Source organism: Variovorax sp. LARHSF232 (assembly GCF_052871435.1).
Window position 1 is genome coordinate 121,015 of sequence record NZ_JBIXJS010000007.1, and the last position, 23,406, is coordinate 144,420.

General features: G+C 67.3%; 20 protein-coding genes. 11 read left to right on the forward strand and 9 right to left on the reverse strand.

Going from position 1 to position 23,406, the window contains the following annotated elements:
• Positions 1 to 9: 9 nt before the first annotated feature.
• The 4 genes from sdhA to ACIPRI_RS18250 all read right to left on the reverse strand — a co-directional run bounded on the left by sdhA (position 10) and on the right by ACIPRI_RS18250 (position 3,549).
• Positions 10 to 1,818 carry a succinate dehydrogenase flavoprotein subunit gene (gene sdhA, locus ACIPRI_RS18235; protein ID WP_446622882.1) on the reverse strand — a complete coding sequence of 603 codons (1,809 nt, stop codon included), beginning with the start codon at positions 1,816 to 1,818 and terminating at the stop codon, positions 10 to 12.
• Between the two features lie 5 nt (positions 1,819 to 1,823).
• Positions 1,824 to 2,189 carry a succinate dehydrogenase, hydrophobic membrane anchor protein gene (gene sdhD / locus ACIPRI_RS18240; protein WP_446622883.1) on the reverse strand — a complete coding sequence of 122 codons (366 nt, stop codon included), beginning with the start codon at positions 2,187 to 2,189 and terminating at the stop codon, positions 1,824 to 1,826.
• 17 nt (positions 2,190 to 2,206) lie between these two features.
• The gene (gene sdhC, locus ACIPRI_RS18245) at positions 2,207 to 2,650 is read right to left on the reverse strand and encodes a succinate dehydrogenase, cytochrome b556 subunit (RefSeq protein WP_446622884.1); all 444 of its coding nucleotides are present in this window, start codon (positions 2,648 to 2,650) and stop codon (positions 2,207 to 2,209) included.
• A gap of 137 nt (positions 2,651 to 2,787) precedes the next feature.
• Positions 2,788 to 3,549, reverse strand: a complete 762-nt coding sequence (locus ACIPRI_RS18250) for a GntR family transcriptional regulator (RefSeq protein ID WP_446622885.1) — start codon at positions 3,547 to 3,549, stop codon at positions 2,788 to 2,790.
• Positions 3,550 to 3,747: 198 nt separating this feature from the next.
• Here ACIPRI_RS18250 and ACIPRI_RS18255 point away from each other — a divergent pair, with 198 nt between their 5' ends.
• From ACIPRI_RS18255 to ACIPRI_RS18280, 6 genes are all read left to right on the forward strand, one after another.
• Positions 3,748 to 4,734, forward strand: coding sequence for a malate dehydrogenase (locus ACIPRI_RS18255; RefSeq protein ID WP_446622886.1), 987 nt, complete (start codon positions 3,748 to 3,750; stop codon positions 4,732 to 4,734).
• A gap of 14 nt (positions 4,735 to 4,748) precedes the next feature.
• The gene (gene tam / locus ACIPRI_RS18260; RefSeq protein ID WP_446622887.1) at positions 4,749 to 5,603 is read left to right on the forward strand and encodes a trans-aconitate 2-methyltransferase; all 855 of its coding nucleotides are present in this window, start codon (positions 4,749 to 4,751) and stop codon (positions 5,601 to 5,603) included.
• Positions 5,600 to 6,616, forward strand: coding sequence for an HpcH/HpaI aldolase/citrate lyase family protein (locus ACIPRI_RS18265; protein WP_446622888.1), 1,017 nt, complete (start codon positions 5,600 to 5,602; stop codon positions 6,614 to 6,616). The genes tam and ACIPRI_RS18265 overlap by 4 nt, the downstream gene beginning before the upstream one ends.
• 33 nt (positions 6,617 to 6,649) lie before the next feature.
• Positions 6,650 to 7,213, forward strand: coding sequence for a hypothetical protein (locus ACIPRI_RS18270; RefSeq protein WP_446622889.1), 564 nt, complete (start codon positions 6,650 to 6,652; stop codon positions 7,211 to 7,213).
• Between the two features lie 86 nt (positions 7,214 to 7,299).
• Positions 7,300 to 9,894, forward strand: a complete 2,595-nt coding sequence (locus tag ACIPRI_RS18275) for a bifunctional aconitate hydratase 2/2-methylisocitrate dehydratase (RefSeq protein ID WP_446622890.1) — start codon at positions 7,300 to 7,302, stop codon at positions 9,892 to 9,894.
• Between the two features lie 131 nt (positions 9,895 to 10,025).
• Entirely contained in the window at positions 10,026 to 11,240 is a 1,215-nt protein-coding gene (locus tag ACIPRI_RS18280; RefSeq protein ID WP_446622891.1) for a serine hydrolase domain-containing protein, read from the forward strand.
• 38 nt (positions 11,241 to 11,278) lie between these two features.
• Here the strand turns inward: ACIPRI_RS18280 and ACIPRI_RS18285 are convergent, their stop codons facing one another.
• Positions 11,279 to 12,097, reverse strand: coding sequence for a helix-turn-helix domain-containing protein (locus tag ACIPRI_RS18285; RefSeq protein ID WP_446622892.1), 819 nt, complete (start codon positions 12,095 to 12,097; stop codon positions 11,279 to 11,281).
• 153 nt (positions 12,098 to 12,250) lie between these two features.
• Between ACIPRI_RS18285 and ACIPRI_RS18290 the strand changes: the two genes are divergently transcribed.
• Positions 12,251 to 15,118 (forward strand): aconitate hydratase, encoded by a 2,868-nt coding sequence (locus ACIPRI_RS18290; RefSeq protein ID WP_446622893.1) that lies wholly within the window; start codon positions 12,251 to 12,253, stop codon positions 15,116 to 15,118.
• A gap of 3 nt (positions 15,119 to 15,121) precedes the next feature.
• Here ACIPRI_RS18290 and ACIPRI_RS18295 read toward each other — a convergent pair whose 3' ends face one another.
• A complete protein-coding gene (locus ACIPRI_RS18295) occupies positions 15,122 to 16,027 on the reverse strand; it encodes a peptidoglycan-binding domain-containing protein (RefSeq protein WP_446622894.1) in 906 nt (301 codons plus the stop codon).
• Between the two features lie 189 nt (positions 16,028 to 16,216).
• Between ACIPRI_RS18295 and ACIPRI_RS18300 the strand changes: the two genes are divergently transcribed.
• The 4 genes from ACIPRI_RS18300 to ACIPRI_RS18315 are packed head-to-tail and all read left to right on the forward strand — an operon-like array spanning position 16,217 to position 19,898.
• The gene (locus tag ACIPRI_RS18300) at positions 16,217 to 16,528 is read left to right on the forward strand and encodes a FeoA family protein (protein ID WP_446622895.1); all 312 of its coding nucleotides are present in this window, start codon (positions 16,217 to 16,219) and stop codon (positions 16,526 to 16,528) included.
• Positions 16,521 to 18,398, forward strand: a complete 1,878-nt coding sequence (feoB, locus tag ACIPRI_RS18305; RefSeq protein WP_446622896.1) for a ferrous iron transporter B — start codon at positions 16,521 to 16,523, stop codon at positions 18,396 to 18,398. Before ACIPRI_RS18300 ends, feoB begins: the two co-directional genes overlap by 8 nt.
• Before the next feature lie 8 nt (positions 18,399 to 18,406).
• The gene (locus tag ACIPRI_RS18310; protein ID WP_446622897.1) at positions 18,407 to 18,697 is read left to right on the forward strand and encodes a DUF6587 family protein; all 291 of its coding nucleotides are present in this window, start codon (positions 18,407 to 18,409) and stop codon (positions 18,695 to 18,697) included.
• A 1-nt stretch (position 18,698) separates the two neighbouring features.
• Entirely contained in the window at positions 18,699 to 19,898 is a 1,200-nt protein-coding gene (locus ACIPRI_RS18315; RefSeq protein ID WP_446622898.1) for an FAD-dependent monooxygenase, read from the forward strand.
• A 10-nt stretch (positions 19,899 to 19,908) separates the two neighbouring features.
• Here ACIPRI_RS18315 and ACIPRI_RS18320 read toward each other — a convergent pair whose 3' ends face one another.
• The 3 genes from ACIPRI_RS18320 to kynU are packed head-to-tail and all read right to left on the reverse strand — an operon-like array spanning position 19,909 to position 23,403.
• A complete protein-coding gene (locus ACIPRI_RS18320; RefSeq protein ID WP_446622899.1) occupies positions 19,909 to 21,156 on the reverse strand; it encodes an SMI1/KNR4 family protein in 1,248 nt (415 codons plus the stop codon).
• A 31-nt stretch (positions 21,157 to 21,187) separates the two neighbouring features.
• The gene (kynA, locus tag ACIPRI_RS18325) at positions 21,188 to 22,027 is read right to left on the reverse strand and encodes a tryptophan 2,3-dioxygenase (protein WP_446622900.1); all 840 of its coding nucleotides are present in this window, start codon (positions 22,025 to 22,027) and stop codon (positions 21,188 to 21,190) included.
• Between the two features lie 8 nt (positions 22,028 to 22,035).
• Positions 22,036 to 23,403, reverse strand: a complete 1,368-nt coding sequence (gene kynU, locus ACIPRI_RS18330; RefSeq protein ID WP_446623055.1) for a kynureninase — start codon at positions 23,401 to 23,403, stop codon at positions 22,036 to 22,038.
• Between the last annotated feature and the right edge of the window lie 3 nt (positions 23,404 to 23,406).

A 23,406-nucleotide genomic window follows, 5' to 3' on the forward strand; every position in this document is an offset into this window, starting at 1 on the left:
TGTCTTCTCTTAGAACGTGCGGACCTTGGGAGGCACCGACTCGACCGTCAGGGGCTGCATCTTCACCGGCTTGTACGAGAGGCGGTTGTCCGCGCTGTACCACAGCGTGTGCTTCATCCAGTTGGCGTCGTCGCGGCCCAGCGGCGCGACCGGATCGTCCGCCGGACGCTCGTAGTCTTCCACCGTGTGGGCGCCGCGGCATTCCTTGCGGGCTGCTGCCGACACCATGGTGGCCTGCGCCACTTCGATCAGGTTGTCGACTTCCAGCGCCTCGATGCGGGCGGTGTTGAACACGCGCGACTTGTCCTTGAGCGTGACGGCCTTGACCTTCTCGCGCACGGCGGCGATCTTTTGCACGCCTTCGTCCATCGAGGCCTGCTTGCGAAACACGGCGGCGTGCTGCTGCATGGTGGCGCGGATCTCGTTGGCCACGTCCTGGGCGTACAGACCGTCGGTCGACTTCTCGAGTTGGTTCAGGCGCTCCAGCGTGCGGTCTGCCGCATCCGTCGGCAGCGGCTTGTGCTCGCGGTTCTTGTCGTTGAACTGCACGATGTGGTTGCCGGCCGCGCGGCCGAACACCAGAAGGTCGAGCAGCGAGTTGGTGCCCAGGCGGTTGGCGCCGTGCACGCTCACGCACGAGCATTCGCCCACCGCGTACAGGCCGTTGATGACGGCGCTGTTCTCTTCGCCCTTTTGCACCACGACCTGGCCGTTGATGTTGGTGGGAATGCCGCCCATCTGGTAGTGGATGGTGGGCACCACCGGGATCGGCTCCTTGGTGATGTCGACGTTGGCGAAGTTGACGCCGATCTCATACACCGAGGGCAGGCGCTTGTGGATGGTCTCTGCTCCCAGGTGGTCGAGCTTGAGCAGCACGTAGTCCTTGTTGGGACCGCAGCCGCGGCCTTCCTTGATTTCCTGGTCCATCGAGCGCGAGACGAAGTCGCGCGGCGCCAGGTCCTTCAGGGTGGGCGCATAGCGCTCCATGAAGCGCTCGCCGTTGCTGTTGAGCAAGATGGCGCCTTCGCCGCGGCAGCCTTCGGTCAGCAGCACGCCCGCGCCGGCCACGCCAGTGGGGTGGAACTGCCAGAACTCCATGTCCTGCAGCGGGATGCCGGCGCGCGCCGCCATGCCCAGGCCGTCGCCGGTGTTGATGAAGGCGTTGGTCGATGCGGCAAAGATGCGGCCGGCGCCGCCGGTGGCCAAGAGCACGGTCTTGGCCTGCAGGATGTGCAGGTCGCCGGTTTCCATCTCGAGCGCGGTGACGCCCACCACGTCGCCCTCGGCGTCGCGGATCAGGTCGAGCGCCATCCACTCGACGAAGAACTGGGTGCGCGCTTCCACGTTCTTCTGGTAGAGCGTGTGCAGCATCGCGTGGCCGGTGCGGTCGGCCGCGGCGCAGGCGCGCTGCACCGGCTTTTCGCCGTAGTTGGCGGTGTGGCCGCCGAATGGGCGCTGGTAGATGGTGCCGTCCGGGTTGCGGTCAAACGGCATGCCGAAGTGCTCGAGCTCATACACCACCTTGGGTGCTTCGCGGCACATGAATTCGATCGCGTCCTGGTCGCCGAGCCAGTCGGAACCCTTGATCGTGTCGTAGAAGTGGTAGTGCCAGTTGTCCTCGCTCATGTTGCCGAGCGAGGCGCCCACGCCGCCCTGCGCCGCCACGGTGTGCGAGCGGGTCGGGAAGACTTTGGACAGCACGGCCACGTTGAGGCCGGCGCGCGCCAGCTGCAGCGAGGCGCGCATGCCGGAGCCGCCGGCGCCGATGATGACGACGTCGAACTTGCGCGTCGTGATTTGGTCTTTGGTGTAGGACATGAGGTTCAGACTCTCCAGAGCACTTGAATGGCCCAACCCGCGCAACCGACAAGCCAGACGATGGTGAAGATTTGCAGGGCCAGGCGGATGCCGACGGGCTGGACGTAGTCCATCCAGACATCGCGCATGCCGACCCACACGTGATAGAGAAGCGAGGCGATCACCGCGAAGGTGAGGACCTTCATCCATTGCGAGGCGAAGATGCCCGCCCACTTGTCGTAGCCGATCGGGCCCTTGGAGAAGATCACCTGTGCCAACAGGATGATGGTGAAGAGCGCCATCAGGGCGCCGGTGACGCGCTGGCTGAGCCAGTCGCGCAGACCGTAGTGCGCGCCGACGACGATGCGCTTGGAGCCGTAGTTCACTGCCATGTTGTTGTTCCTTCTTCTCAGTAGGCGCCGAAGAGCTTGAGGCCCAGCACCACCGTCAGCAGGACGCTCAGGGCGAGGGTCACGATGGCGGAGCTGTTGCCGAATTCCTTGGTCACCGCGGCATGGCTCACGTCCATCCACAGGTGGCGGACGCCGGCGATGAAATGGTGCAGGTAGGCCCAGATCAGGGCCAGCGCCACCAGCTTGACCAGGAAGCCCGGGACGAAAGAAAAGCCGTTGTTGAAAACGGCCTTGAACTTGGCAAACGAGATCTCGGAGGAGACCGAGCTGTCGAACATCCAGATGATGAACGGCAGCAGAAGGAACATCAGAATGCCACTCACGCGGTGCAGGATCGACACGATGCCCGCCGGCGGCAGCCGGTAGGTGGTCAGATCGGTGAAGGCATTGATGTTGCGAAATTCGCGGCGCGGTGGCCGTGGTGTTGCAAGCTCTGTCATGGGGACTTTCGTGGCTTTCTTTGGGGGGCGGCTTGTTCTTCGGTGCAAAGAAGCAAACAACCCAAAATTCTATTGCAATGCACCATCGGTCAGGGCGCTCGGGCGCGACATGGCCGACAAGACTGCACCAGGATTCATCAGCCCAGCTCGTTGCGGTAGTGGTGCGTGTCGGTGCGGTACAGGCCGCGGCGCAGCTCCATCGGCGTGTCGTGATAGGTGTGGGCCAGGCGCTCCACGCTCAGCAAGGGCGTCGCGGTGTTCACCTGCAGCAGCGCGGCCTGTTCATCGTCAGGCAGCACGGCGCGAATCTTTTCTTCGGCGCGCACCATGCGCACGCCGAACTCGGTTTCGAACATGGCGTACATCGGGCCGTGCCACTGCGCCAGGCGTTCGGCGGTGAGTCCCTTGAAGGGCACGCCCGGCAGCCACAGGTCTTCCAGGATGGTGGGCACGCCGCGATAGGCCAGCACGCGCCGCACCTGCAGCACCGCGTCGCCGGTGCGCAAGGCAAGGGCGCGCGCCACGTCGGCGGCAGCGCGCTGGCGCTTGCAGTCAACGATGGTGCGCACCGCGGGCCCTTCGGCCGCAATGTCGCCGCTGTCGGGCACCAGCTTCAGAAAGCGGTACTGCACGTGCTGCTCGGCATGGGTGGCGACGAAGGTGCCCTTGCCCTGGCGGCGCACCACCAGGTTCTCGGCCGCCAGCTCGTCGATCGCCTTGCGCATGGTGCCCTGGCTCACCCCGAAGCGCGCCGCCAGCTCGATCTCGCTGGGAATGGGCTCGCCCGGCTTCCATTCGCCGGCCTGCAGGCTGCGCAGGATCAGCGTCTTGATCTGCTGATAAAGCGGACTGAAGGCGGGCGCCAGGTGGTCGGCGGTTGTGCTGGAGTTGGTGGTCATGGCGTGGCTGCGCCGCATCGGGGCGATGCAACAGCTCGTATCTTATATAAGACATAAGACATGCGCCATCCCGGGCTCGAATCGGCATAGAATCGTGGCCGTTTCTCGACCGGGGCGCCGTGCCCGCGGACCACGCGCGCGACGCGCCGTCCGCCGCCTCTTGCGCCCTCATTTTCATCACCATCCTGGAGTCCTCCCATGAGCAAGAAGCCCGTTCGCGTTGCCGTCACCGGCGCCGCAGGCCAAATCGGTTACGCCCTGTTGTTCCGCATTGCATCCGGGGAAATGCTCGGCAAAGACCAGCCCGTGATCCTGCAACTGCTCGAGATCCCCGACGAGAAGGCCCAGAAGGCGCTCAAGGGCGTGATCATGGAACTGGAAGATTGCGCCTTCCCGCTGCTGGCCGGCGTGATCCCCACCGGTGACCCGGAAGTGGCCTTCAAGGACGCCGACTACGCCCTCCTGGTGGGTGCCCGCCCGCGTGGCCCCGGCATGGAGCGCGCCGACCTGCTGGCCGCCAACGCCCAGATCTTCACGGCCCAGGGCAAGGCGCTGGACAAGGTCGCCAGCCGCAACGTCAAGGTGCTGGTGGTCGGCAACCCGGCCAACACCAACGCCTACATCGCGATGAAGAGCGCGCCCAGCCTGCCCGCCAAGAACTTCACCGCCATGCTGCGCTTGGACCACAACCGCGCTGCCAGCCAGATCGCAGCCAAGGTCGGCAAGGCCGTGGGCGACATCGAGAAGCTCACCGTCTGGGGCAACCACTCGCCCACGATGTACGCCGACTACCGCTTCGCCACCATCGGCGGTGCGAGCGTCAAGGACATGATCAACGACCAGGTCTGGAACGCCGACACCTTCCTGCCTACCGTGGGCAAGCGCGGCGCCGCCATCATCGAAGCGCGCGGCCTGTCGTCGGCTGCCTCGGCTGCCAACGCCGCCATCGACCACATGCGCGACTGGGCCCTGGGCTCCAAGGGCAAGTGGGTCACCATGGGCGTGCCTTCCAACGGCGAATACGGCATTCCGAAGGAAGTGATCTTCGGCTTCCCGGTCACCACCGAAAACGGCGAATACAAGATCGTCGAAGGCCTGGCCATCGACGAGTTCAGCCAGGAGCGCATCAACAAGACGCTGGCCGAGCTGCAAGGCGAACAAGACGGCGTCAAGCACCTGCTGTAATTTGCCTCGGGCCCATGGCTGACTGGAACCCCGCGCTCTACGCCCGCTTCGAGGACGAGCGCACCCGCCCCGCACGCGACCTGCTCGCGCGCGTGGCGCTCCACTCGGCCGGCCTGGCCATCGACCTGGGCTGCGGCCCGGGCAATTCGACCGAGCTGCTGGTCGAACGCTTTCCGTCCGCTGCCGTCGTCGGCACGGACAACTCGCCGTCAATGATCGAATCGGCGCGCGAACGCCTCCCTGAGGCCCGATTTCCAACACTGCGCTTTCAACTGAGCGACATCGCCAGCTGGCAGCCCAGCCAAGCGCCTGACCTGATCTACGCCAACGCGGCGCTTCAATGGGTGCCCGATCACGAAACGCTGCTGCCGCGCCTGCTGAATGCGCTGGCGCCCGGCGGCGTGCTGGCCATCCAGATGCCGGACAACCGGGCCGAGCCCACGCACCGCCTGATGCGCGAAGTGGCGGCCGAGCCCGACTTTGCCGCCGCGATCGGGGACTACGACAAGCTGCGCACCGAGCTGCTCGGGCTGGGCGGCTACTACGACCTGCTGTCGCCGCTGGCCGCGCAGGTCGACATCTGGCGCACCGCCTACCAGCATCCGATGGCGTCGCCGCGCGCCATCGTCGACTGGGTGCGTTCCACCGGCCTGCGTCCCTTCATCGATCCGCTCTCGCCTGAATTGCGGGAGCGCTATCTGGCCGAGTACGAGCGCCGCATCGACGCCGCCTATCCGGCGCGCGCCGACGGCCAGCGGCTGCTCGCATTCCCGCGTCTTTTCATTGTGGCCACCCGCAAGGCAATGAGCGCCGTCCGGCCGCCCGAAGGCGCTCGCACCGCAGCCCGCCAGGGCGAAGGTATCCAATGAGCACCGCATCGTCCCTCCATCCCCGCCAGGTGCTGCTGGGCGCACAGGCCGGCGCCGTGTCGCTGCCGGTGTGCGACCACTACAGCGGCGTCGAGGCGCGCATGAAAAAGAGCCTGGCGCTGCAGGCCGAGATGGCGCAGGAGTTTGGCGCCTGCGTGTTCGACGTCACGCTCGATTGCGAAGACGGCGCCCCGGTGGGCGGCGAAGCCGAGCATGCGCAATTGGTGACCGAGCTGGCCCTGGCGGCCGCTCCCGGCATGCGGGTGGCGGTGCGGGTGCATCCGGTCGACCACCCGTCTTTTGGCGCCGACGTCGCGACCGTTGCCGGCCGTGCCGGCCAGCGCCTGTGCCACATCATGCTGCCCAAGGTCGAGTCGGTGGCTGACGTGACGCGCGCGTGCGCTGCGCTCGATGCGGCCGGCGCCAGCACATTGCCGCTGCAGGTGCTGATCGAGTCGCCGCTGGCGGTGCACAACGCTTTCGAGATCGCCGCGCATCCGCGGGTGCAGTCGCTCAGCTTCGGCCTGATGGATTTCGTGTCGGCCCATGCCGGCGCGATTCCCGCCGAAGGCATGGCGGCCGGCGGCCAGTTCAGCCATCCGCTGGTGGTACGCGCCAAGCTCGAGATCGCCTCGGCGGCGCATGCGCACGGCAAGGTGCCCTCGCACTGCGTGGTCACCGAATTCAGCGACGTGGATGCGATGCGCGCCGCCGCGCGCCGCGCCGCCAACGAGTTCGGCTACACGCGCATGTGGAGCATCCACCCCAACCAGATCCGCCCGATCCTGGATGCGTTTGCGCCCAGCGAGCGGCAAATCGAGGCCGCGGTGCGCTTGATCGAGGCCGCACAGCAGGCCCATTGGGCCCCCGTCAGTTTTCAAGGCGTGTTACATGACCGCGCCAGTTATAGGCTCTACTGGCAGGTGCTGGAGCGTGCCCACGCAACCGGCCGTGCCTTGCCGCCCGAGGCCCGCGCCTGGTTTGCCGCGGCCCAAGCTTCAGCATCATTTTGATCGTCCCCATCCGTTCTCAAGGAAAGCCCACACATGAAAAAGATCCTCCTCGTTGCCGCCCTGGCCCTGGCTCTGCCCTTCGCCGCAACGGCCCAGACCAGCGACGCGGCCAAGCCGGCCGCCAAGTACAAGGCGCCGACGACGGGCAAGCGCGTCACGCAGAAAGTGGTGCCCAAGCCCATCATCAAGGAACTCGAAGAGGCCAAGCCGATTTCCGATGACACCAACATCGTGCTCACGCCCGAAGACCTGAACGCCGCCAAGTTCGTGCACACCGGCACCATCAAGTGCGAGCTGGGTGCCAGCGTCAACATCGAAGCCGATGCGGCCAAGCCGGGCTTCTTCAACGTGACGCATGGCAAGACCCGTTTCCGCATGCACCCGGTCAACAGCCGCACCGGCGCCATCCGCCTGGAAGATCCGCGCGCCGAAGCCATGTGGCTGCAACTGGGCAACAAGTCCATGCTGATGAGCCAGAAGAAGGGTGAGCGCCTGGCCGACGAGTGCCAGGCAGCGGCCCAGGTGGCGGTGCAAGAAGAAATGAAGAAGAACCCGCCCAAGAGCCTGTTCGAAGGCGCCGACGCACCGGCCAAATAAGCAAAGCAGAAGACCCCACGGCGAGGGCGGCCCGCTTTTCTTGCATAGGCCGCCAGAAATCAGAAACCCCAGAGAGAGAAAGAAGAATGTTGCAAGCCTACCGTGCCCACGTTGCCGAGCGCGCCGCGCTGGGCATCCCGCCGCTGCCCCTGACGGCCCAGCAGACCAGCGAGCTGATCGAGCTCCTGAAGAAGCCGGCCGACGCCAAGGAAGGCGAGTTCCTGCTGGACCTGCTGACGTACCGCGTGCCGGCCGGCGTGGACGACGCCGCCAAGGTCAAGGCCAGCTACCTGGCCGCCGTGGCGCACGGCAGCGAAAAGTGCGCGGTGCTCTCGCGTGCCCGCGCCACCGAGCTCTTGGGCACCATGCTGGGCGGCTACAACATCGGCCCGATGATCGATCTGCTGGGCGACGCCGAAGTCGGCGCCGTGGCGGCCGAGGGCCTGAAGAAGACGCTCTTGATGTTCGACCAGTTCCATGACGTCAAGGAACTGGCCGACAAGGGCAATGCCAACGCCAAGGCCGTGCTGCAGAGCTGGGCCGATGCCGAGTGGTTCACCAGCCGCCCGGAAGTGCCCAAGAGCATCACCTTCACCGTGTTCAAGGTGCCTGGCGAGACCAACACCGACGACCTCTCCCCCGCGCCCGACGCCACCACTCGTCCCGACATCCCGATGCATGCGCTGGCGATGCTGAAGAACAAGCGCGATGGCGCCCCCTTCACGCCGGAAGAAGACGGCAAGCGCGGCCCCGTCAAGTTCATCCAGGAGCTGGTGGCACGCGGCCTGCCCGTGGCCTACGTGGGTGACGTGGTCGGCACCGGGTCATCCCGCAAGTCCGCCACCAACAGCGTGCTGTGGTGGACGGGCGAAGACATCCCCTTCATTCCCAACAAGAAGTTCGGCGGCATCTGCCTGGGCACCAAGATCGCCCCGATCTTCTACAACACCATGGAAGACGCCGGTTCGCTGCCGATCGAGCTGGACGTCAACCAGATGAACATGGGCGACACCATCGAGCTGCGCCCCTATGAAGGCAAGGCCCTGAAGGACGGCCAAGTCATCGCGCAATTCCAGGTCAAGAGCGACGTGCTGTTCGATGAAGTGCGCGCCGGCGGCCGCATTCCGCTGATCATCGGTCGCGGCCTGACGGCCAAGGCGCGCGAAGCGCTGGGGCTGCCCGCATCCACACTGTTCCGCCTGCCGCAAAGCCCGGCCGCCAGCACCAAGGGCTTCTCGCTGGCCCAGAAGATGGTCGGCCGCGCCTGCGGCCTGCCGGAAGGCGAAGGCGTGCGCCCGGGCACCTACTGCGAACCCAAGATGACCTCGGTCGGCTCGCAGGACACCACCGGCCCGATGACCCGCGACGAGCTGAAGGACCTGGCCTGCCTGGGCTTCTCGGCCGACCTGGTCATGCAATCGTTCTGCCACACGGCGGCCTATCCGAAGAAGGTCGACGTGAAGATGCACCACGAGCTGCCGGACTTCATCAGCACCCGCGGCGGCATCTCGCTGCGTCCGGGCGACGGCGTGATCCACAGCTGGCTCAACCGCCTGCTGACCCCCGACACCGTGGGCACGGGCGGCGACAGCCACACCCGCTTTCCGATCGGCATCAGCTTCCCGGCCGGTTCCGGCCTGGTGGCTTTCGCGGCAGCCACCGGCGTGATGCCGCTGGACATGCCCGAGTCGGTGCTGGTGCGTTTCAAGGGCAAGATGCAGCCCGGCGTCACCTTGCGCGACCTGGTCAACGCCATTCCGCTGTACGCCATCAAGGCCGGCCTGCTGACGGTCGAGAAGAAGGGCAAGAAGAACATCTTCTCCGGCCGCATCCTGGAAATCGAAGGCCTGCCGGATCTGAAGGTCGAACAGGCTTTCGAGCTGAGTGACGCTTCGGCCGAACGCTCGGCCGCCGGCTGCACCGTGCACCTGAACAAGGAGCCGATCGCCGAATACATCAACAGCAACATCACGCTGATGAAGTGGATGATCGCCGAAGGCTATGCCGACGCCCGCACGCTCGCACGCCGCATCGCTGCACAGGAAGCCTGGCTGAAAGACCCGCAGCTGCTGCAGCCCGACGCCGACGCCGAATACGCAGCCGTGATCGAGATCGACCTGGCCGACGTGCACGAGCCCATCGTCGCCTGCCCGAACGACCCGGACGACGTGAAGACGCTCAGCGAAGTGGCCGGCGCCAAGATCGACGAAGTGTTCATCGGCTCGTGCATGACCAACATCGGCCACTTCCGTGCCGCTTCGAAGCTGTTGGAAGGCAAGCGCGACATCCCGGTCAAGCTGTGGATCGCACCGCCGACCAAGATGGACGCGCACCAGCTGACCGAAGAAGGCCACTACGGCGTGTTCGGCAACGCCGGTGCCCGCACCGAAATGCCGGGCTGCTCGCTATGCATGGGCAACCAGGCGCAGGTGCGCGAAGGCGCGACGGTGATGTCCACCAGCACCCGCAACTTCCCGAACCGCCTGGGCAAGAACACCAACGTGTACTTGGGCAGCGCCGAGCTGGCCTCGATCTGCTCCAAGCTGGGCAAGATCCCGAGCAAGGCAGAGTACATGGCCGACATGGGCGTGCTCAACGCCAACGGCGACCAGATCTACAAGTACCTGAACTTCGACAAGATCGAAGAGTTCACGCGGGCAGCGGCGACGGTTTCGGCCTGATCCTCTGCCGACGCAGCAAGAGACCCGCTTCGGCGGGTCTTTTTTTGCCTGCGCCATCGGGTGCGCAACGGATGCGCTGCACCGCCGCTGTCCTGTCCAATGCGCTGACACATCCGACGAGGGACGAGAACATGAAATTTCGCAAGATCATCCTGGGCGCTGTGGCAGTGCTGGCCGTTGCTGGCACCGCGGGCTGGGCCAGCCTGGACAAGGAAACGCGCGGACTGTTGGCCACGCTGCCGACCAACCGCGACCTGCTGTTCTGGAGCCAGCCGCAGCGTGACGCCGCCTTTCGCGCGCTGGACCGCCTGCCCGTGCTGGCCAAGGCGCGCGTGGTGGCTGCGGGCGCCACGACCTCACCGCTGCCACCCGGTCCGCCGCTGGCCCTGCCGCTGGACCTCGATGCGTACATGGCAGGGCAGCGCAGCGCGGCGCTGCTGATCCTGCAAGGCGGCAAGCTGCGCCTGGAACGCTACGGCCTGGGCTTCGAGCGCGAGGGCCGATGGACCAGCTTCTCCGTCGCCAAGTCCATCACCTCCACGCTGTTGGGGGCGGCCGTGCGCGACGGCCACATCCGCAGCCTGGACGACAAGGTCAGCGACTACATCCGGGAGATGAAAGGCTCGGCCTATGACGATGTCAGCATCCGCCAGCTGCTGACCATGAGCTCGGGCGTGGGCTGGAACGAGGACTACGCCGACCCGCAGTCGGACGTGGCGCGCTTCAACAACCACCAGCCCGAGGAGGGCGTCGATTCGCTGGTGAGCTACCTGCGCAAGCTGCCGCGCGTGGCGCCGCCCGGTACGCGCTGGAACTACAGCACCGGCGAGACCAACCTGGTGGGCGTGCTGGTCGCACGCGCCACAGGCAAGCCGCTGGCCACCTACCTTTCGGAAAAGATCTGGGTGCCGGCCGGCATGGAGCAACAGGCGACCTGGCTCCTGAGCCGCACCGGCCAGGAGATCAGCGGCTGCTGCATCCAGGCCGCCACGCGCGACATGGCTCGCTTCGGCCGCTTCATCCTGGATGGCGCCGCCAGCGGCGGGTCACCCATGGTGCCCGATGGCTGGCTGGCCCAGGCCACCACCAGCCGCATGCCGATCGGGCAGCCGGGCCGCGGCTACGGCTACCAGTGGTGGACCTACGACGACGGCAGCTTTGCCGCACGCGGCATCTTCGGCCAGGGCATCTTCATCGATCCGAAGCGCGATCTGGTCATCGCCTCCAACGCCAACTGGGCCGGCGGGGCGGTGGACCGGGTTGCCAGCGCAAGCCGCGAGGATTTCTACAAGGCGGTGCAGAAGGCGATCGACGACGAGCGAACGGGCAAGCCGTCGGGCGGCTGAGGTTCAGCGCGCCGGCCGGCCCGCGCGCCGCTGACCGGTCAGCCTCGCAAGGTCGACAGGGCTTCGGCCGTCCGGGCATCGGCCGGGAAGAAGGACTCCACCGCCAGCTCCTGCAGAGTCACATCCACCGGCGTGCCGAAGATGGTAGTGGTGCTGATGAAGCTCAGTACCCCTTGCGGCGTCATCAGCTGAAAAGGCACGACCACGCCGGCCAGTTCACTGCCGGCGACGGGCCCCTGCTGGCCCGGGTGATCGATGGGGTAGGCGGCCAGTTCGCTGCGCAAGGCGGACAGCACGCTGTCCCCGGTCGCCGCAATCTGCTGGGCCAGGCGCTCCAACAAGTGCTCGCGCCACTGCGCCAGGTTGGCGATGCGCGGCGCCAGGCCTTGCGGGTGCAGACTCAGGCGCAGCACATTGACGGGCGGCTTCAGGAGTTCGGGCGAAGCCCCCGCCATCAACAGCGGCACCACCGCATTGGCCGCCACCAGGTGCCAGTGGCGGTCCACCGCCAGCGCCGGGAAGGGTTCATGACCCTTGAGCACCAGATCCACCGCGCGCCGCGCCGCCGAGAGCGCCGGATCGTCCAGCGAGCGTTGGCGGTACATCGGTGCATAGCCCGCCGCCACCAAGAGGGCATTGCGCTCGCGCAGCGGCACTTCCAGCCGTTCGGCCAGGCGCAGCACCATCTCGCGGCTGGGCGCGGCGCGGCCGGTTTCCACATAACTCAAGTGGCGGGTGGAGATGTCGGCCTCCTGCGCCAGGTCGAGCTGGCTCAGGCGGCGCTGCTGGCGCCAGTGGCGCAGATGCCTGCCAAAGGGGTCGGCAGCGGTCGGCGTCGAAGCGGCTTGCGGGTTCATGGCGCGGATACTAATGTCTTGGGCGTCATCGGCGACATGACCTCACAGGTCATGCCGGCAGCACGCATGCTGACAGCGTCCTTTCAACGATCCCTGCTATCTTCAAGTGACAGGTTCAGCCCCCACGTATCAACAAGGAACAAGGAGTTGCACATGACCCCGGATTCGGCACACGCCTTCGCCGCTACGCGCAAGACCTTCAAGACCCAATCGGGCAAGGTGGGCAGCTTCTACTCGCTGCCCGAGCTCGCCAGGAAGTACCCCAACGTCAACAGGCTGCCGGTCTCGATCCGCATCGTGCTGGAGTCGGTGCTGCGCAATTGCGACGGGCAGAAAGTGCTGCCCGCGCACGTCGAAGCCCTGGCCAACTGGCAGCCCAACGCCGAGCGGGTGGACGAGATCCCCTTCGTCGTGACCCGGGTGGTGCTGCAGGACTTCACCGGCGTGCCACTGTTGGCCGACCTGGCCGCCATGCGCAGCGTGGCCAAGCAATTGGGCAAGTCGCCCAAGACCATCGAGCCGCTGGTGCCGGTCGACCTGGTGGTGGACCACTCGGTGATGGTCGACCACTACGGCACGCCCAAGGCGCTGGATCTGAACATGAAGCTGGAGTTCCAGCGCAACCACGAGCGCTACCAGTTCATGAAGTGGGGCATGCAGGCCTTCGACACCTTCGGCGTGGTGCCGCCGGGCTTTGGCATCGTGCACCAGGTCAACCTGGAGTACTTCGCGCGCGGCGTCTACAAGAACCCGAATGACGACTCGAAAGCGCCGGTCTACTACCCCGACTCGCTGGTGGGCACCGACAGCCACACGACCATGATCAACGGCATCGGCGTGGTGGGCTGGGGCGTGGGCGGTATCGAGGCCGAGGCCGCCATGCTGGGCCAACCGGTGTACATGCTGACGCCCGATGTGGTGGGTTTCGAGCTCAGCGGCCAACTGCGCGAAGGCGTTACTGCCACCGACCTGGTGCTGTACGTCACCAACATCCTGCGCGCCGAGAAGGTGGTGGGCAAGTTCGTCGAGTTCTTCGGCCCGGGTGCCGCCTCCATCCCGGTTCCGGACCGCGCCACCATCGGCAACATGGCGCCCGAGTACGGCGCCACCATGGGCTTCTTCCCGGTCGACGACAAGACGCTGGACTACTTCAGAGGCACTGGCCGCAAGGACGGCGAGATCGAGCGCTTCGAGGCCTACTACAAGGCGCAGGGCCTGTTCGGCATGCCGGCCCCCGGCGAACTCAACTTCACCAAGACCGTCAAGCTGGACCTGGGCACCGTCACGCCCAGCCTGGCTGGCCCCAAGCGCCCGCAGGACCGCATCGACCTGGGCAAGCTCTCGACTCAATTCTCCGAGCTCTACAGCAAGCCGAACGAGGCCAACGGCTTCAACCAGCCGGCCGACAAGCTGCACCTGCGCCACCCGCTGCCCGCCACTGGCCAGGCCGGCGAGGACGAGGCACCCGAGGCCGCACCCGGCGCACCGGCGCCGGTGGTGGAGATGGAAGCCAATCGCCCGACGCATGCGGCAGCCCACATCGCGGCTTCGGCCCCGGCGGTGGCGGCCAGCCAGGTGAGCATCGGCAATGGCGACGTGCTGATCGCCGCCATCACCTCCTGCACCAACACTTCCAACCCCAGCGTGCTGCTGGCGGCGGGCCTCTTGGCCAAGAAGGCGGTGCAGGCGGGGCTCAAGGTGAAGCCGCACGTGAAGACCTCGCTGGCGCCGGGCTCGCGCATCGTCACCGAGTACCTGGAGAAGGCCGGCCTCTTGCCCTATCTTGAGAAGCTGGGCTTCTACCTCGCCGGCTACGGCTGCACCACCTGCATCGGCAATGCCGGCGACCTGGCACCGGAGATCAACGAAGCCATCACCCGAAACGACCTGGTGTGCGCGGCGGTGCTGTCGGGCAACCGCAATTTCGAGGCGCGCATCCACCCGAACCTGAAGGCCAACTTCCTGGCCTCGCCACCGCTGGTGGTGGCCTACGCGATTGCCGGCAACGTGATGGTCGACCTGATGACGCAGCCGGTGGGCAAGGGCAAGGGCGGCAAGGACGTGTACCTGGGCGACATCTGGCCGAGCGCGAAGGAGATCGACGAGAACCTGCTTCTCGCCATGAACGCCAAGGCCTTCCGCCAGAACTACGAGAAGATCAAGGACGAGCCGGGCAAGCTGTGGACCAGCATCCAGGGCACCACCGGCCAGGTCTACGACTGGCCCAAGTCCACCTACATCGCCCAGCCGCCCTTCTTCGACGGCTTCAAGCTGCAGCCGACGGCCTCGGACCCCGGCATCCAGGGCGCGCGCATCATGGCGCTGTTCGGCGACTCGATCACCACCGACCACATCTCGCCGGCCGGCTCCATCAAGGAAAGCTCGCCCGCCGGCCGCTGGCTCAAGGAGCACGGCGTGAGCAAGGCCGACTTCAACAGCTACGGCTCGCGCCGCGGCAACCACGAGGTGATGATGCGCGGCACCTTTGCGAACGTGCGCATCAAGAACCTGATGATCCCGCCGGATGCCAACGCCACGCGGGAGGAGGGCGGCGTCACGCTCTACCAGCCCGGCGGCGAGAAGATGTTCATCTACGACGCGGCGCAAAAATACATGGCGGCCGGCGTGCCCACGGTGATCTTCGGCGGCGAGGAATACGGTACCGGCTCATCGCGCGACTGGGCGGCCAAGGGCACGCAGCTCCTGGGCATCAAGGCGGTGGTGGCACGCAGCTTCGAGCGCATCCACCGCGCCAACCTGGTGGGCATGGGCGTGCTGCCGCTCCAGTTCCTGGGCAGCGATTCGTGGGAATCGCTCAAGCTCAAGGGTGACGAGAAGATCGACGTGGTCGTCGGCGGCGAGCTCAAGCCGCAGATGGACGTCAAGCTGGTGATCCACCGCGCCGACGGCAGCGCGCAAGAGGTGAAGGTGCGCCTGCGCATCGACACGCCGATCGAGGTGGACTACTACCAGCACGGCGGCATCCTGCCCTTCGTGCTGCGGCAACTTCTTGCGGCCTGAAGTTCAGTCCTCGACGCTGTAGAAGTACACCACGCTGCTCAACGGCCGCGGCTTCACCTGGATGCTCTGGTTGTCCGAATTGCCGTTGATGGTGAGGACGGTGTCGGAAATCGGCCCGGCGATGATGAAGTGGTGCACGTTCTTCGCCATCACGGCGATATCGCCCGGCTTGCAGTCGCGCGCGTAGTGCAGCTTCAGGCCGCTGGGGCCGAGGCCCATGCGCCATTGGGTCTCGATGCCCGCCGATCGCGCGACCCAGGTGGCGAAGATGCCGCACCAGCTCACGCCGGAAGTGCCGGGTTGCGGAATTCGCCGGCCCGGAATGCGCACGCCGTCGTAGGTGGCCTTGTCCTTCCACTTCTGCTCGCTCCAGCCTTCCACGCCCTCATCGAAGTACTGCTTGAGCCGCTTCCAGCCGGCGCGCACCGTCTGGCCGCCATCCTGCAGGGTCTTCAGGTCGGTCACGGCCGGCTCGGGCAAGGCCTCGCCCATGCCGATCTCCAGGATCTTGCGGCGCAGCGGCGACAGTCCGGCCGGGATGTCGATCGAGGGATTGGGCGGCACATCCGACTTGGGCGGCAGATACCCAGGCGGCGTCACGATCTGCGGCAACACGATGCCTCCGGGCACCGGCGTGGCGCCTTGGCCCGGGCCGGTGTCGAAGCTCTGCAGCCGCTCGATGGTGCGTTGCCCCACGTCCACCCGGCCGTCTGATGACTTGAACTGGGCGAACTGGAAGTTGCGGATGGCGCCTACCGTCAGCGGGCCGCACTTGCCGTCGGTGTCCAGTGCAGGCGTTGGCCCGCCGCTGCCCAGCGGCACACAGTTCAGCATGGACTGCACCGTCACCACGTCGTCGGCGCGATTGGCGCCGCCCAGTCCTACCGATGCCAGGATGTTTCGTGCCATCGCGCTGCCTCCTTGAATCTGCTCACAAAAAGTGTAGGCAGCGCCCCCGAGCGCGGGAACTGGCTAGAGGTGCAAGCAGCCGCCTCCATTCGCCATGGCCGCCTCCCGGACCCGCCAGAAAGGCATATGAAGGGGTGGTTTTGGCCCTGAGTCGCCCGCCGGCCGAGTTTTCGAGAATAATTCTCATTTTTGAAAACAGGGGCCTTTCGGGTGACGACTTTGAACGGTGTAGCAGCGGCCGCCTTGGGCCTTGACCAACTTCCCAGCCAACAGTGGGCCACCGTGCTGGACGTGCAGCGGCCCGAGGACGCCGAAGACCGCGAACTGGCGCTGCGCCTCACGGAGATCGGCTTCGTGCCGGGCGAGACGGTGCGCATCGTCGCCAGTGGCGTGCCGGGGCGCGAGCCGCTGGCGGTGCGTCTGGGCCACACCACGTTTGCGCTGCGCCGCCACGAGGCCGCGCTGATTCGCGTCGTGCCGGGAGCTGCCAAGCATGGCTGAGGCAACAACGAGCACCCTGCAAGTGCCGGCGCGCGTGGCCCTGCTGGGCAACCCGAACTGCGGCAAGACGGCCCTGTTCAACCTCTTGACCGGCAGCCGCCAGAAGGTGGCCAACTATGCGGGCGTGACCGTGGAGCGCAAGGAGGGTCTCTTGAAGACGCCCTCCGGCCGCCGTGTCTTCGTGCTGGACCTGCCCGGCGCCTACAGCCTGAATGCGCTCTCCGCCGACGAGGCGGTGACGCGCGACGTGGTCACGGGCAAGAGCGACGAAGCGCTGCCCGATCTGCTGGTGTGCGTCACCGACGCCACCAACCTGCGCCTGAACCTGCGCCTGGTGCTGGAAGCCCGCGCGCTGGGCCTGCCGATGCTGGTGGCACTCAACATGAGCGACATGGCGCGCCGCCAGGGCATCCAGGTCGATACCGAGAAGCTTTCGCGCGAACTGGGCGTGCCGGTGGTCGAGACGGTGGGCGTCAGTGCCGACGGCGCCAAGGGGCTGCTGGCGGCCATCGACGTGCCGGTGGCTGCCGGCAAGCCGGCCGCCTGGAAGGCGCCTGCCTTCGAGGATGTGCTGGACACCCAGCGCGAGGTGCGCCGCATCCTGGCGGTGGCGGTGCGCGAGCCGGTGGGCAGCCTGGACACCAGCGACAAGATCGACCGCGTGGTGCTGCATCCGCTGTGGGGCATGCTGGTGCTGGCCGCGGCGCTGTTCCTGATGTTCCAGGCGGTGTTCAGCTGGGCCGAAGTGCCCATGGGCCTGATCGAGCAGGGCACTGCCGCCGTGGGCGAACTGGTCAAGGCGGTGGTGCCCGAGGGGATGCTGCAAAGCTTGCTGGTGGACGGGGTGATCGCCGGCGCCGGCGGCGTGATCGTCTTCCTGCCGCAGATTCTGATCCTGTTCCTGTTCATCCTGGCGCTGGAAGATTCCGGCTACCTGCCGCGCGCGGCTTTCCTCCTGGACCGGGTGATGGGCACCGTGGGCCTGTCGGGCCGCTCCTTCATTCCGCTCTTGTCCAGCTTTGCCTGCGCCATTCCGGGCGTGATGGCCACCCGCACCATCAGCCACTGGCGCGACCGGCTGGTGACCATCATGATCGCGCCGCTCATGACCTGCTCGGCGCGCCTGCCGGTCTATGCGCTGCTGATCGCCGCCTTCATTCCCGAGAAGACCGTGGGCGGGGTGTTCAACCTGCAGGGCCTGGTGCTGTTCGCCCTGTACGTGTTCGGCATCGTCTCGGCGATGGCGGTGGCCTGGGTCATGAAGCGCTGGCGCGGCGCCGCCGTCCATTCGCCGCTGATGATGGAGCTGCCCGCCTACCGCTGGCCCAGCCTGCGCAACCTGGCGCTGGGCCTGTACGAGCGGGCCTGGATCTTCATCCGTCGCGTGGGCACGATCATCCTCACCTTGATGATCCTCTTGTGGTTCCTTTCCACCTTTCCGGCGCCGCCTGAAGGCGCCACCGGCCCGGCCATCCAGTACAGCCTGGCCGGCATGATCGGGCGCGGCCTGGAGCACATCTTCTCGCCCATCGGCTTCAACTGGCAGATCTCGATCGCGCTGGTGCCGGGCCTGGCGGCGCGCGAGGTGGCGGTGGGCGCGCTCGGCACCGTCTACGCGCTGTCGGCCACCGGCGACGACGTGGCCAACCAGCTGCAGCCGCTCATCATGCAAAGCTGGAGCCTGGCCACCGCCTTGTCGCTGCTGGTCTGGTACGTGTTTGCGCCGCAGTGCATCTCGACCCTGGCGGCGGTGAAGCGCGAGACGAATTCGTGGCGCTACGTGTGGATCATGGCGGGCTATCTGTTCGCCCTGGCCTATATTGCGTGCTTCGTCACCTACCGCATTGCATTGGCCCTGGGGGCCGGCTGACCATCGTCATGGTTCAAGAAGTCATCGTCGCACTCATCGTCGCCTTGGCGGCGCTTTACCTGGCCTGGCGCTGGATGCCCGCGCCCTGGCGCCGCAGCCTGGCTGCCAGGCTGGCCGCCGGCGGGCAGCGCGCCGGCCTGGTGGACGAGGCGCGCGCCGAGCAACTGGCCGCATCGCTGGCCAAGAAATCCGGATGCGGCGCCTGCGACAGTTGCTCGCCAGCCTGCGCCGGCGGCGACGAAAAAAAGACCCAGGCCAAGGCCGGGCCGATCGAGGTTCCCCTCACCCGCGTCCGCTGAGATGCCGGCGCGCATCCTCGTTGCCGGCGGCGGCATTGGCGGACTTGCGGCCGCCGTTGCCTTGGCCCGCCGTGGCCAGAGCGTGGAGGTGCTGGAGCAGGCGCACGCCTTCGGCGAGATCGGCGCCGGCGTCCAGCTTGGCCCCAATGTCACGCGGCGCCTGAAGGCGCTGGACCTGCTGGAACCGGCCCTGCGGCTGGCGGCGCGTCCCCCGGCCGTGGCGGTGCGCGACGCGCAGGATGGCAGCCTGTTGGCGCGCATGCCGCTGGCCGATTCCATCGAACGCAAGTACGACGGTCCCTATCTGTGCATGCATCGCGCGGACTTGCATTCCGTGTTGCTGGAAGCGGCGCGCGCGTGCGCGCCCAGGGTCGAGCTCTGCACCGGCGTGCGCATCATCCAGGTGGCGGCGCGCGGCGAGACCGTGTGCCTGGGCGGCGACCAGCTGCGTGCCTGGGAGGGCGATGGCCTGGTCGGCGCCGACGGCCTGTGGAGCCTGGTGCGTTCGCGCGTGGTCGAAGAGGCACAGCCGCCGCGCGCCACCGGCCACACCGCGTGGCGCGCGCTGGCGCCCATGGAGATGCTGCCCGCCGGCCTGCGCCGCACCGACGTGCAGGTCTGGCTGGGCGAGCGCCTGCACGCCGTGGCCTATCCGGTGCGCGGCGGCGACTGGCTCAATCTGGTGGTGATTGCCGAAGTGCAGCCCGGCGGCGCGGCCGCGCAAAAGCAGGATCCTGCCGACTGGGACCAGCAGGCCGACCTGGCGGCGCTGCTGGCCGCCATCGGCGAGCGCTGCGGCGGCGTGCGTCCGCTCATCGAAGCCATGCCGTACTGGCGCGCCTGGCAACTCAACGACCGGCCGCCGCTGGCCGGCCCCGACGAGATGGTGCGCGGCCGCGTGGCCCTGCTGGGCGATGCGGCGCATCCGATGCTGCCCTACCTGGCGCAGGGCGCCGGCATGGCGATCGAAGACGCGGTGGCGCTGGCCGAACGCGTGGCCGGAGGCAGCGCCGCAGAACTGCCTGCCGCCTTCAGCCGCTACGCCGCCGCCCGCTGGCAGCGCAATGCGCGGGTGCAGGCCAGGGCACAGCGCAATGGCGAGATGTTCCATGCCAGCGGTGCGCGCCGCCTGGCGCGCGACGCAGCCCTGCGCGTGCTTGGCGCGCACCTGCTCGACAACCCCTGGCTCTACGAGGGCTGAGGGCGGGCGCTTAGAGCGAGAAGCTCTGCAAGTGCCGGATGCGCTCGGCCAGCCCCTCGGCGCCGAGTTCCTGCGACAGGCCGGCGCTGCTGGCTTCGGCCAGCGCGGCCTGCAGCTGTTCCAGCAAGGCGCCACGTGCCGATTCGAAAGCCTGCGGCAGGTCGTCGTGCGCCTTCTCGTAGGCCTTGGCGATGACCCGCGCCGCCGCCGGCGCACCGGCGGCCACGCACTGGGCCATGGCATGCATGCTGGGCTGGGCCCCACGGGCCAGCAGCTCCTGCGTGAGCTCGGGCGAGATCGCGCCTTCGATGTTGTCCAGCGCGTCGGGACTCAATGGCGCATCGGCCTCGACCAGCGCCGCCGCCGCCGCGTAGGCACCGTGCGACAGCGCCAGGTCGGTGGGCAGGGCGCTGCCGTGCAGGGGGGCCTCGAAGCGCAGGCCGGCGGCCGCCAGTTCGTTGATGAGCCCGGCATCGTCGGTGGCGATGGCGTGGCGCTGCGCGATCTGCGCGGCCAGCGGTGCCTCCTGCGCGAGCCGGCCTTCGGTCAGCGGCGTGCGCCAGTCGATCAGGGCGCGGCGGTAGTAGGCGATCAGCTTGTCGGCCAGGTCCAGGTCCAGGCCGTGATCGCCGTGCCGCTCGTCCAGGTAGTCCAGCAGCGCCTGGCCGGTGAAATAGTCGCCGGCCGGCGCCAGCGGGTCTTCGGCCAGGTGCAGCGCGGCCAGGGCGCCTTCCAGGTCGGTGGCCACGGTGGCCAGGCCGTCCTGGTGCATGGCATGCGGCCAGGCCTCCGGCAGGCCCTGCTTCCAGGCCAGGATGTGGCCGAACTGCGCGCCGGGTTCGGTCACGGCATAGATCCGGTCGCTGTCCTCGAAGCCGCCGAAGGGCAGGGCGGCCAGCTTCGGCGCCCAGCCCTTGCCCTGCGTGTCGGTGCCGGCGCCGTGCTCGCGCTCGTGGGCGATCCAGCCCGGCAGGTCGAGAAAGCCCTCGGGGCCGTAGCCGAACAGCTCGGCCCAATGAACGGGCTCCTCGCTGCCGTTCATGCGCACCGAGAGATCGTAGTCGAGTGCGCCGCCCGCGGTCTCGCGCCACAGCGCCAGCAGGGAGGGCGGCACCGGGCCGATGCAGGCCGCCTCGATGGCGGACAGCTGCTGGTCGGTGATGGGTGCGCGCGCGTCGAAGATCACGCGGCCGGCAAAGATCACGATGCCGTGTGCGCGCAGTTGCATGCGTTCGTCGGCGGAGAAGAAGTCGTCCATCCAGGCCTCCCTTGTTTCTGGGCGTCGGCTACTACAAATCGGTGCGCAGCTTCCAGATCTCCGGAAAGAGCACCACGTCGAGCATCTTGCGCAGATAGCTTACGCCGCCCGTGCCGCCAGTGCCACGTTTGAACCCGATCACGCGCTCCACGCTGGTCACGTGGCGGAAGCGCCAGAGCCGGAAGGCATCCTCGATGTCCGTGAGTTTTTCGCCCAGCTGGTAGAGGTCCCAGTGCGCGTGCGGATCGCGGTAGACGATCAGCCAGGCCGCTTCAACGCCATCGCTGGCGGTATAGGGCTCCGTCCAATCGCGCGCCAGGCGATCGGCCGGCACCGGCAGGCCCTGGCGCGCCAGGAGGCGAAGCGCTTCGTCATAAAGCGAGGGCGCGCGGTAAGCCGCCTCCACCTGCGCCAGCAGCTCGGGCCGGTGCGCGTGGGGCTTGAGCATGGCGGCGTTCTTGTTGCCCAGTGCGAACTCGATGCAACGGTACTGCGCGCTCTGAAAACCGCTGGAGTTGGCCAGGTAGGGGCGCATCGCGGTGTATTCGGGCGGCGTCATGGTCGAGAGCACCGTCCATGCGCTCACCAGCTGTTCCATGATGCGGCTCACCCGCGCCAGCATCTTGAAGGCATCGGGCAGGCGGTCGGCCGCGATGCAGGCCGTGGCGCCGCCCAGCTCGTGCAGCATCAGCTTCATCCACAGTTCGCTGGTCTGGTGCTGGATGATGAAGAGCATCTCGTCGTGCGCGGGCGAGAGCGGGTGCTGGGCGTTCAGCACCTCGTCCAGGTGCAGGTAGTCGCCATAGCTCATGGACTGGCTGAAGTCCAGTTGGGCTTTTTCGTCCTGCACGATTTTTTCGGTGGTACTCATGGCGCTGCTCAGGTCACTGCGTTCTTGGCATTGAATTCGGGGCGCTTCCATTCTTCGCGCTCCAGCACCTGCACGATGTGCTCCACCGAATTCCACACGTCCTCGAAGCTCAGGTACAGCGGCGTGAAGCCGAAGCGCAGGATGTCTGGATAGCGCCGGCCCCCGGGCCCCGCCAAGCCGGGGCCGGCCCCCGAGGGGCGCTCGGAAGCTTGGGAGCGGCCCGGCGCTTCCTCGGGCGAGTCGCCGGCGCGGTAGTCGCCGATCACGCCGCGCGCGATCAAGGCTTGCACGATGGCGTAAGCCTGGGTCGGCGTCTCCTGCTGCTGCATGGCCAGGCAGACCTGCGAGCCGCGCCGGTCATGCTCGCGCGGCGTGATCAGCTGGAAGCGGCCGGGGCAGCGCTCTTCCACCAGCGTGATGAAGGCATCGGTGAGCGCCAGCGACTTGGCACGCAGCGCCGCCATGCCGCCGTGGGGCTCGGCGGCAAGCACGGTGTCCAGCCCGCACTCCAGCGCTGCCAGGCTGACGATCGGTTGTGTACCGCACAGGTAGCGCGCGACGCCCGGGGCCGGCCGATAGTGCGGCGTGAATTCGAACGGCGCGGCATGGCCCCACCAGCCCGACAGCGGCTGCATGAACTGCCCTGCGTGGCGCGTGTGGACCCAGGCAAAGGCGGGCGCGCCGGGGCCGCCGTTGAGGTACTTGTAGCCGCAGCCGATGGCGAAGTCGGCGTTGCTTTCGTTCAGTGCCACCGGTACCGCGCCGGCGCTGTGCGCCAGGTCCCACACCGTCAGCGCGCCGGCCGCATGGGCCGCGGCCGTCAGCTGCGCCATGTCGTGCATGGCGCCGGTGCGGTAGTTCACATGGGTGAGCATCAGCACCGCCACGTCTTGCGTGATGGCGGCGGGCAGCTCGCTTTCGTTGTCGATCAGCCGCAGCTGCATGCCGTGCTCGCGGCACAGCGATTCGGCGATGTACAGGTCGGTCGGGAAGTTGCTGCGCTCGCTCAGCACCACGCGCCGTTTCGCATCCGTCGCCTTGGCCTGGGCCATGGCGGCGAACAGCACCTTGTAGAGGTTGATCGAGGTGCTGTCGGTGCACACCACTTCGCCGGGCGCCGCGCCGACGAGGCGCCCGACCATGTCGCCCAGGCGCTGCGGCAGGTCGAACCAGCCGGCGCTGTTCCAGGAGCGGATCAGGCCTTCGCCCCATTCCTTGGCCACCACCTCGGCCACGCGCGCGGGGGCGGTCTTCGGCAGCACGCCCAGCGAATTTCCGTCCAGGTAGATCACGCCCTCGGGCAAGAGGAATTGATCGCGCAGGGCGCCCAAGGGGTCTTGCGCATCGAGGCGCTTGCAGTCTTCGAGTTTCATCAGCAG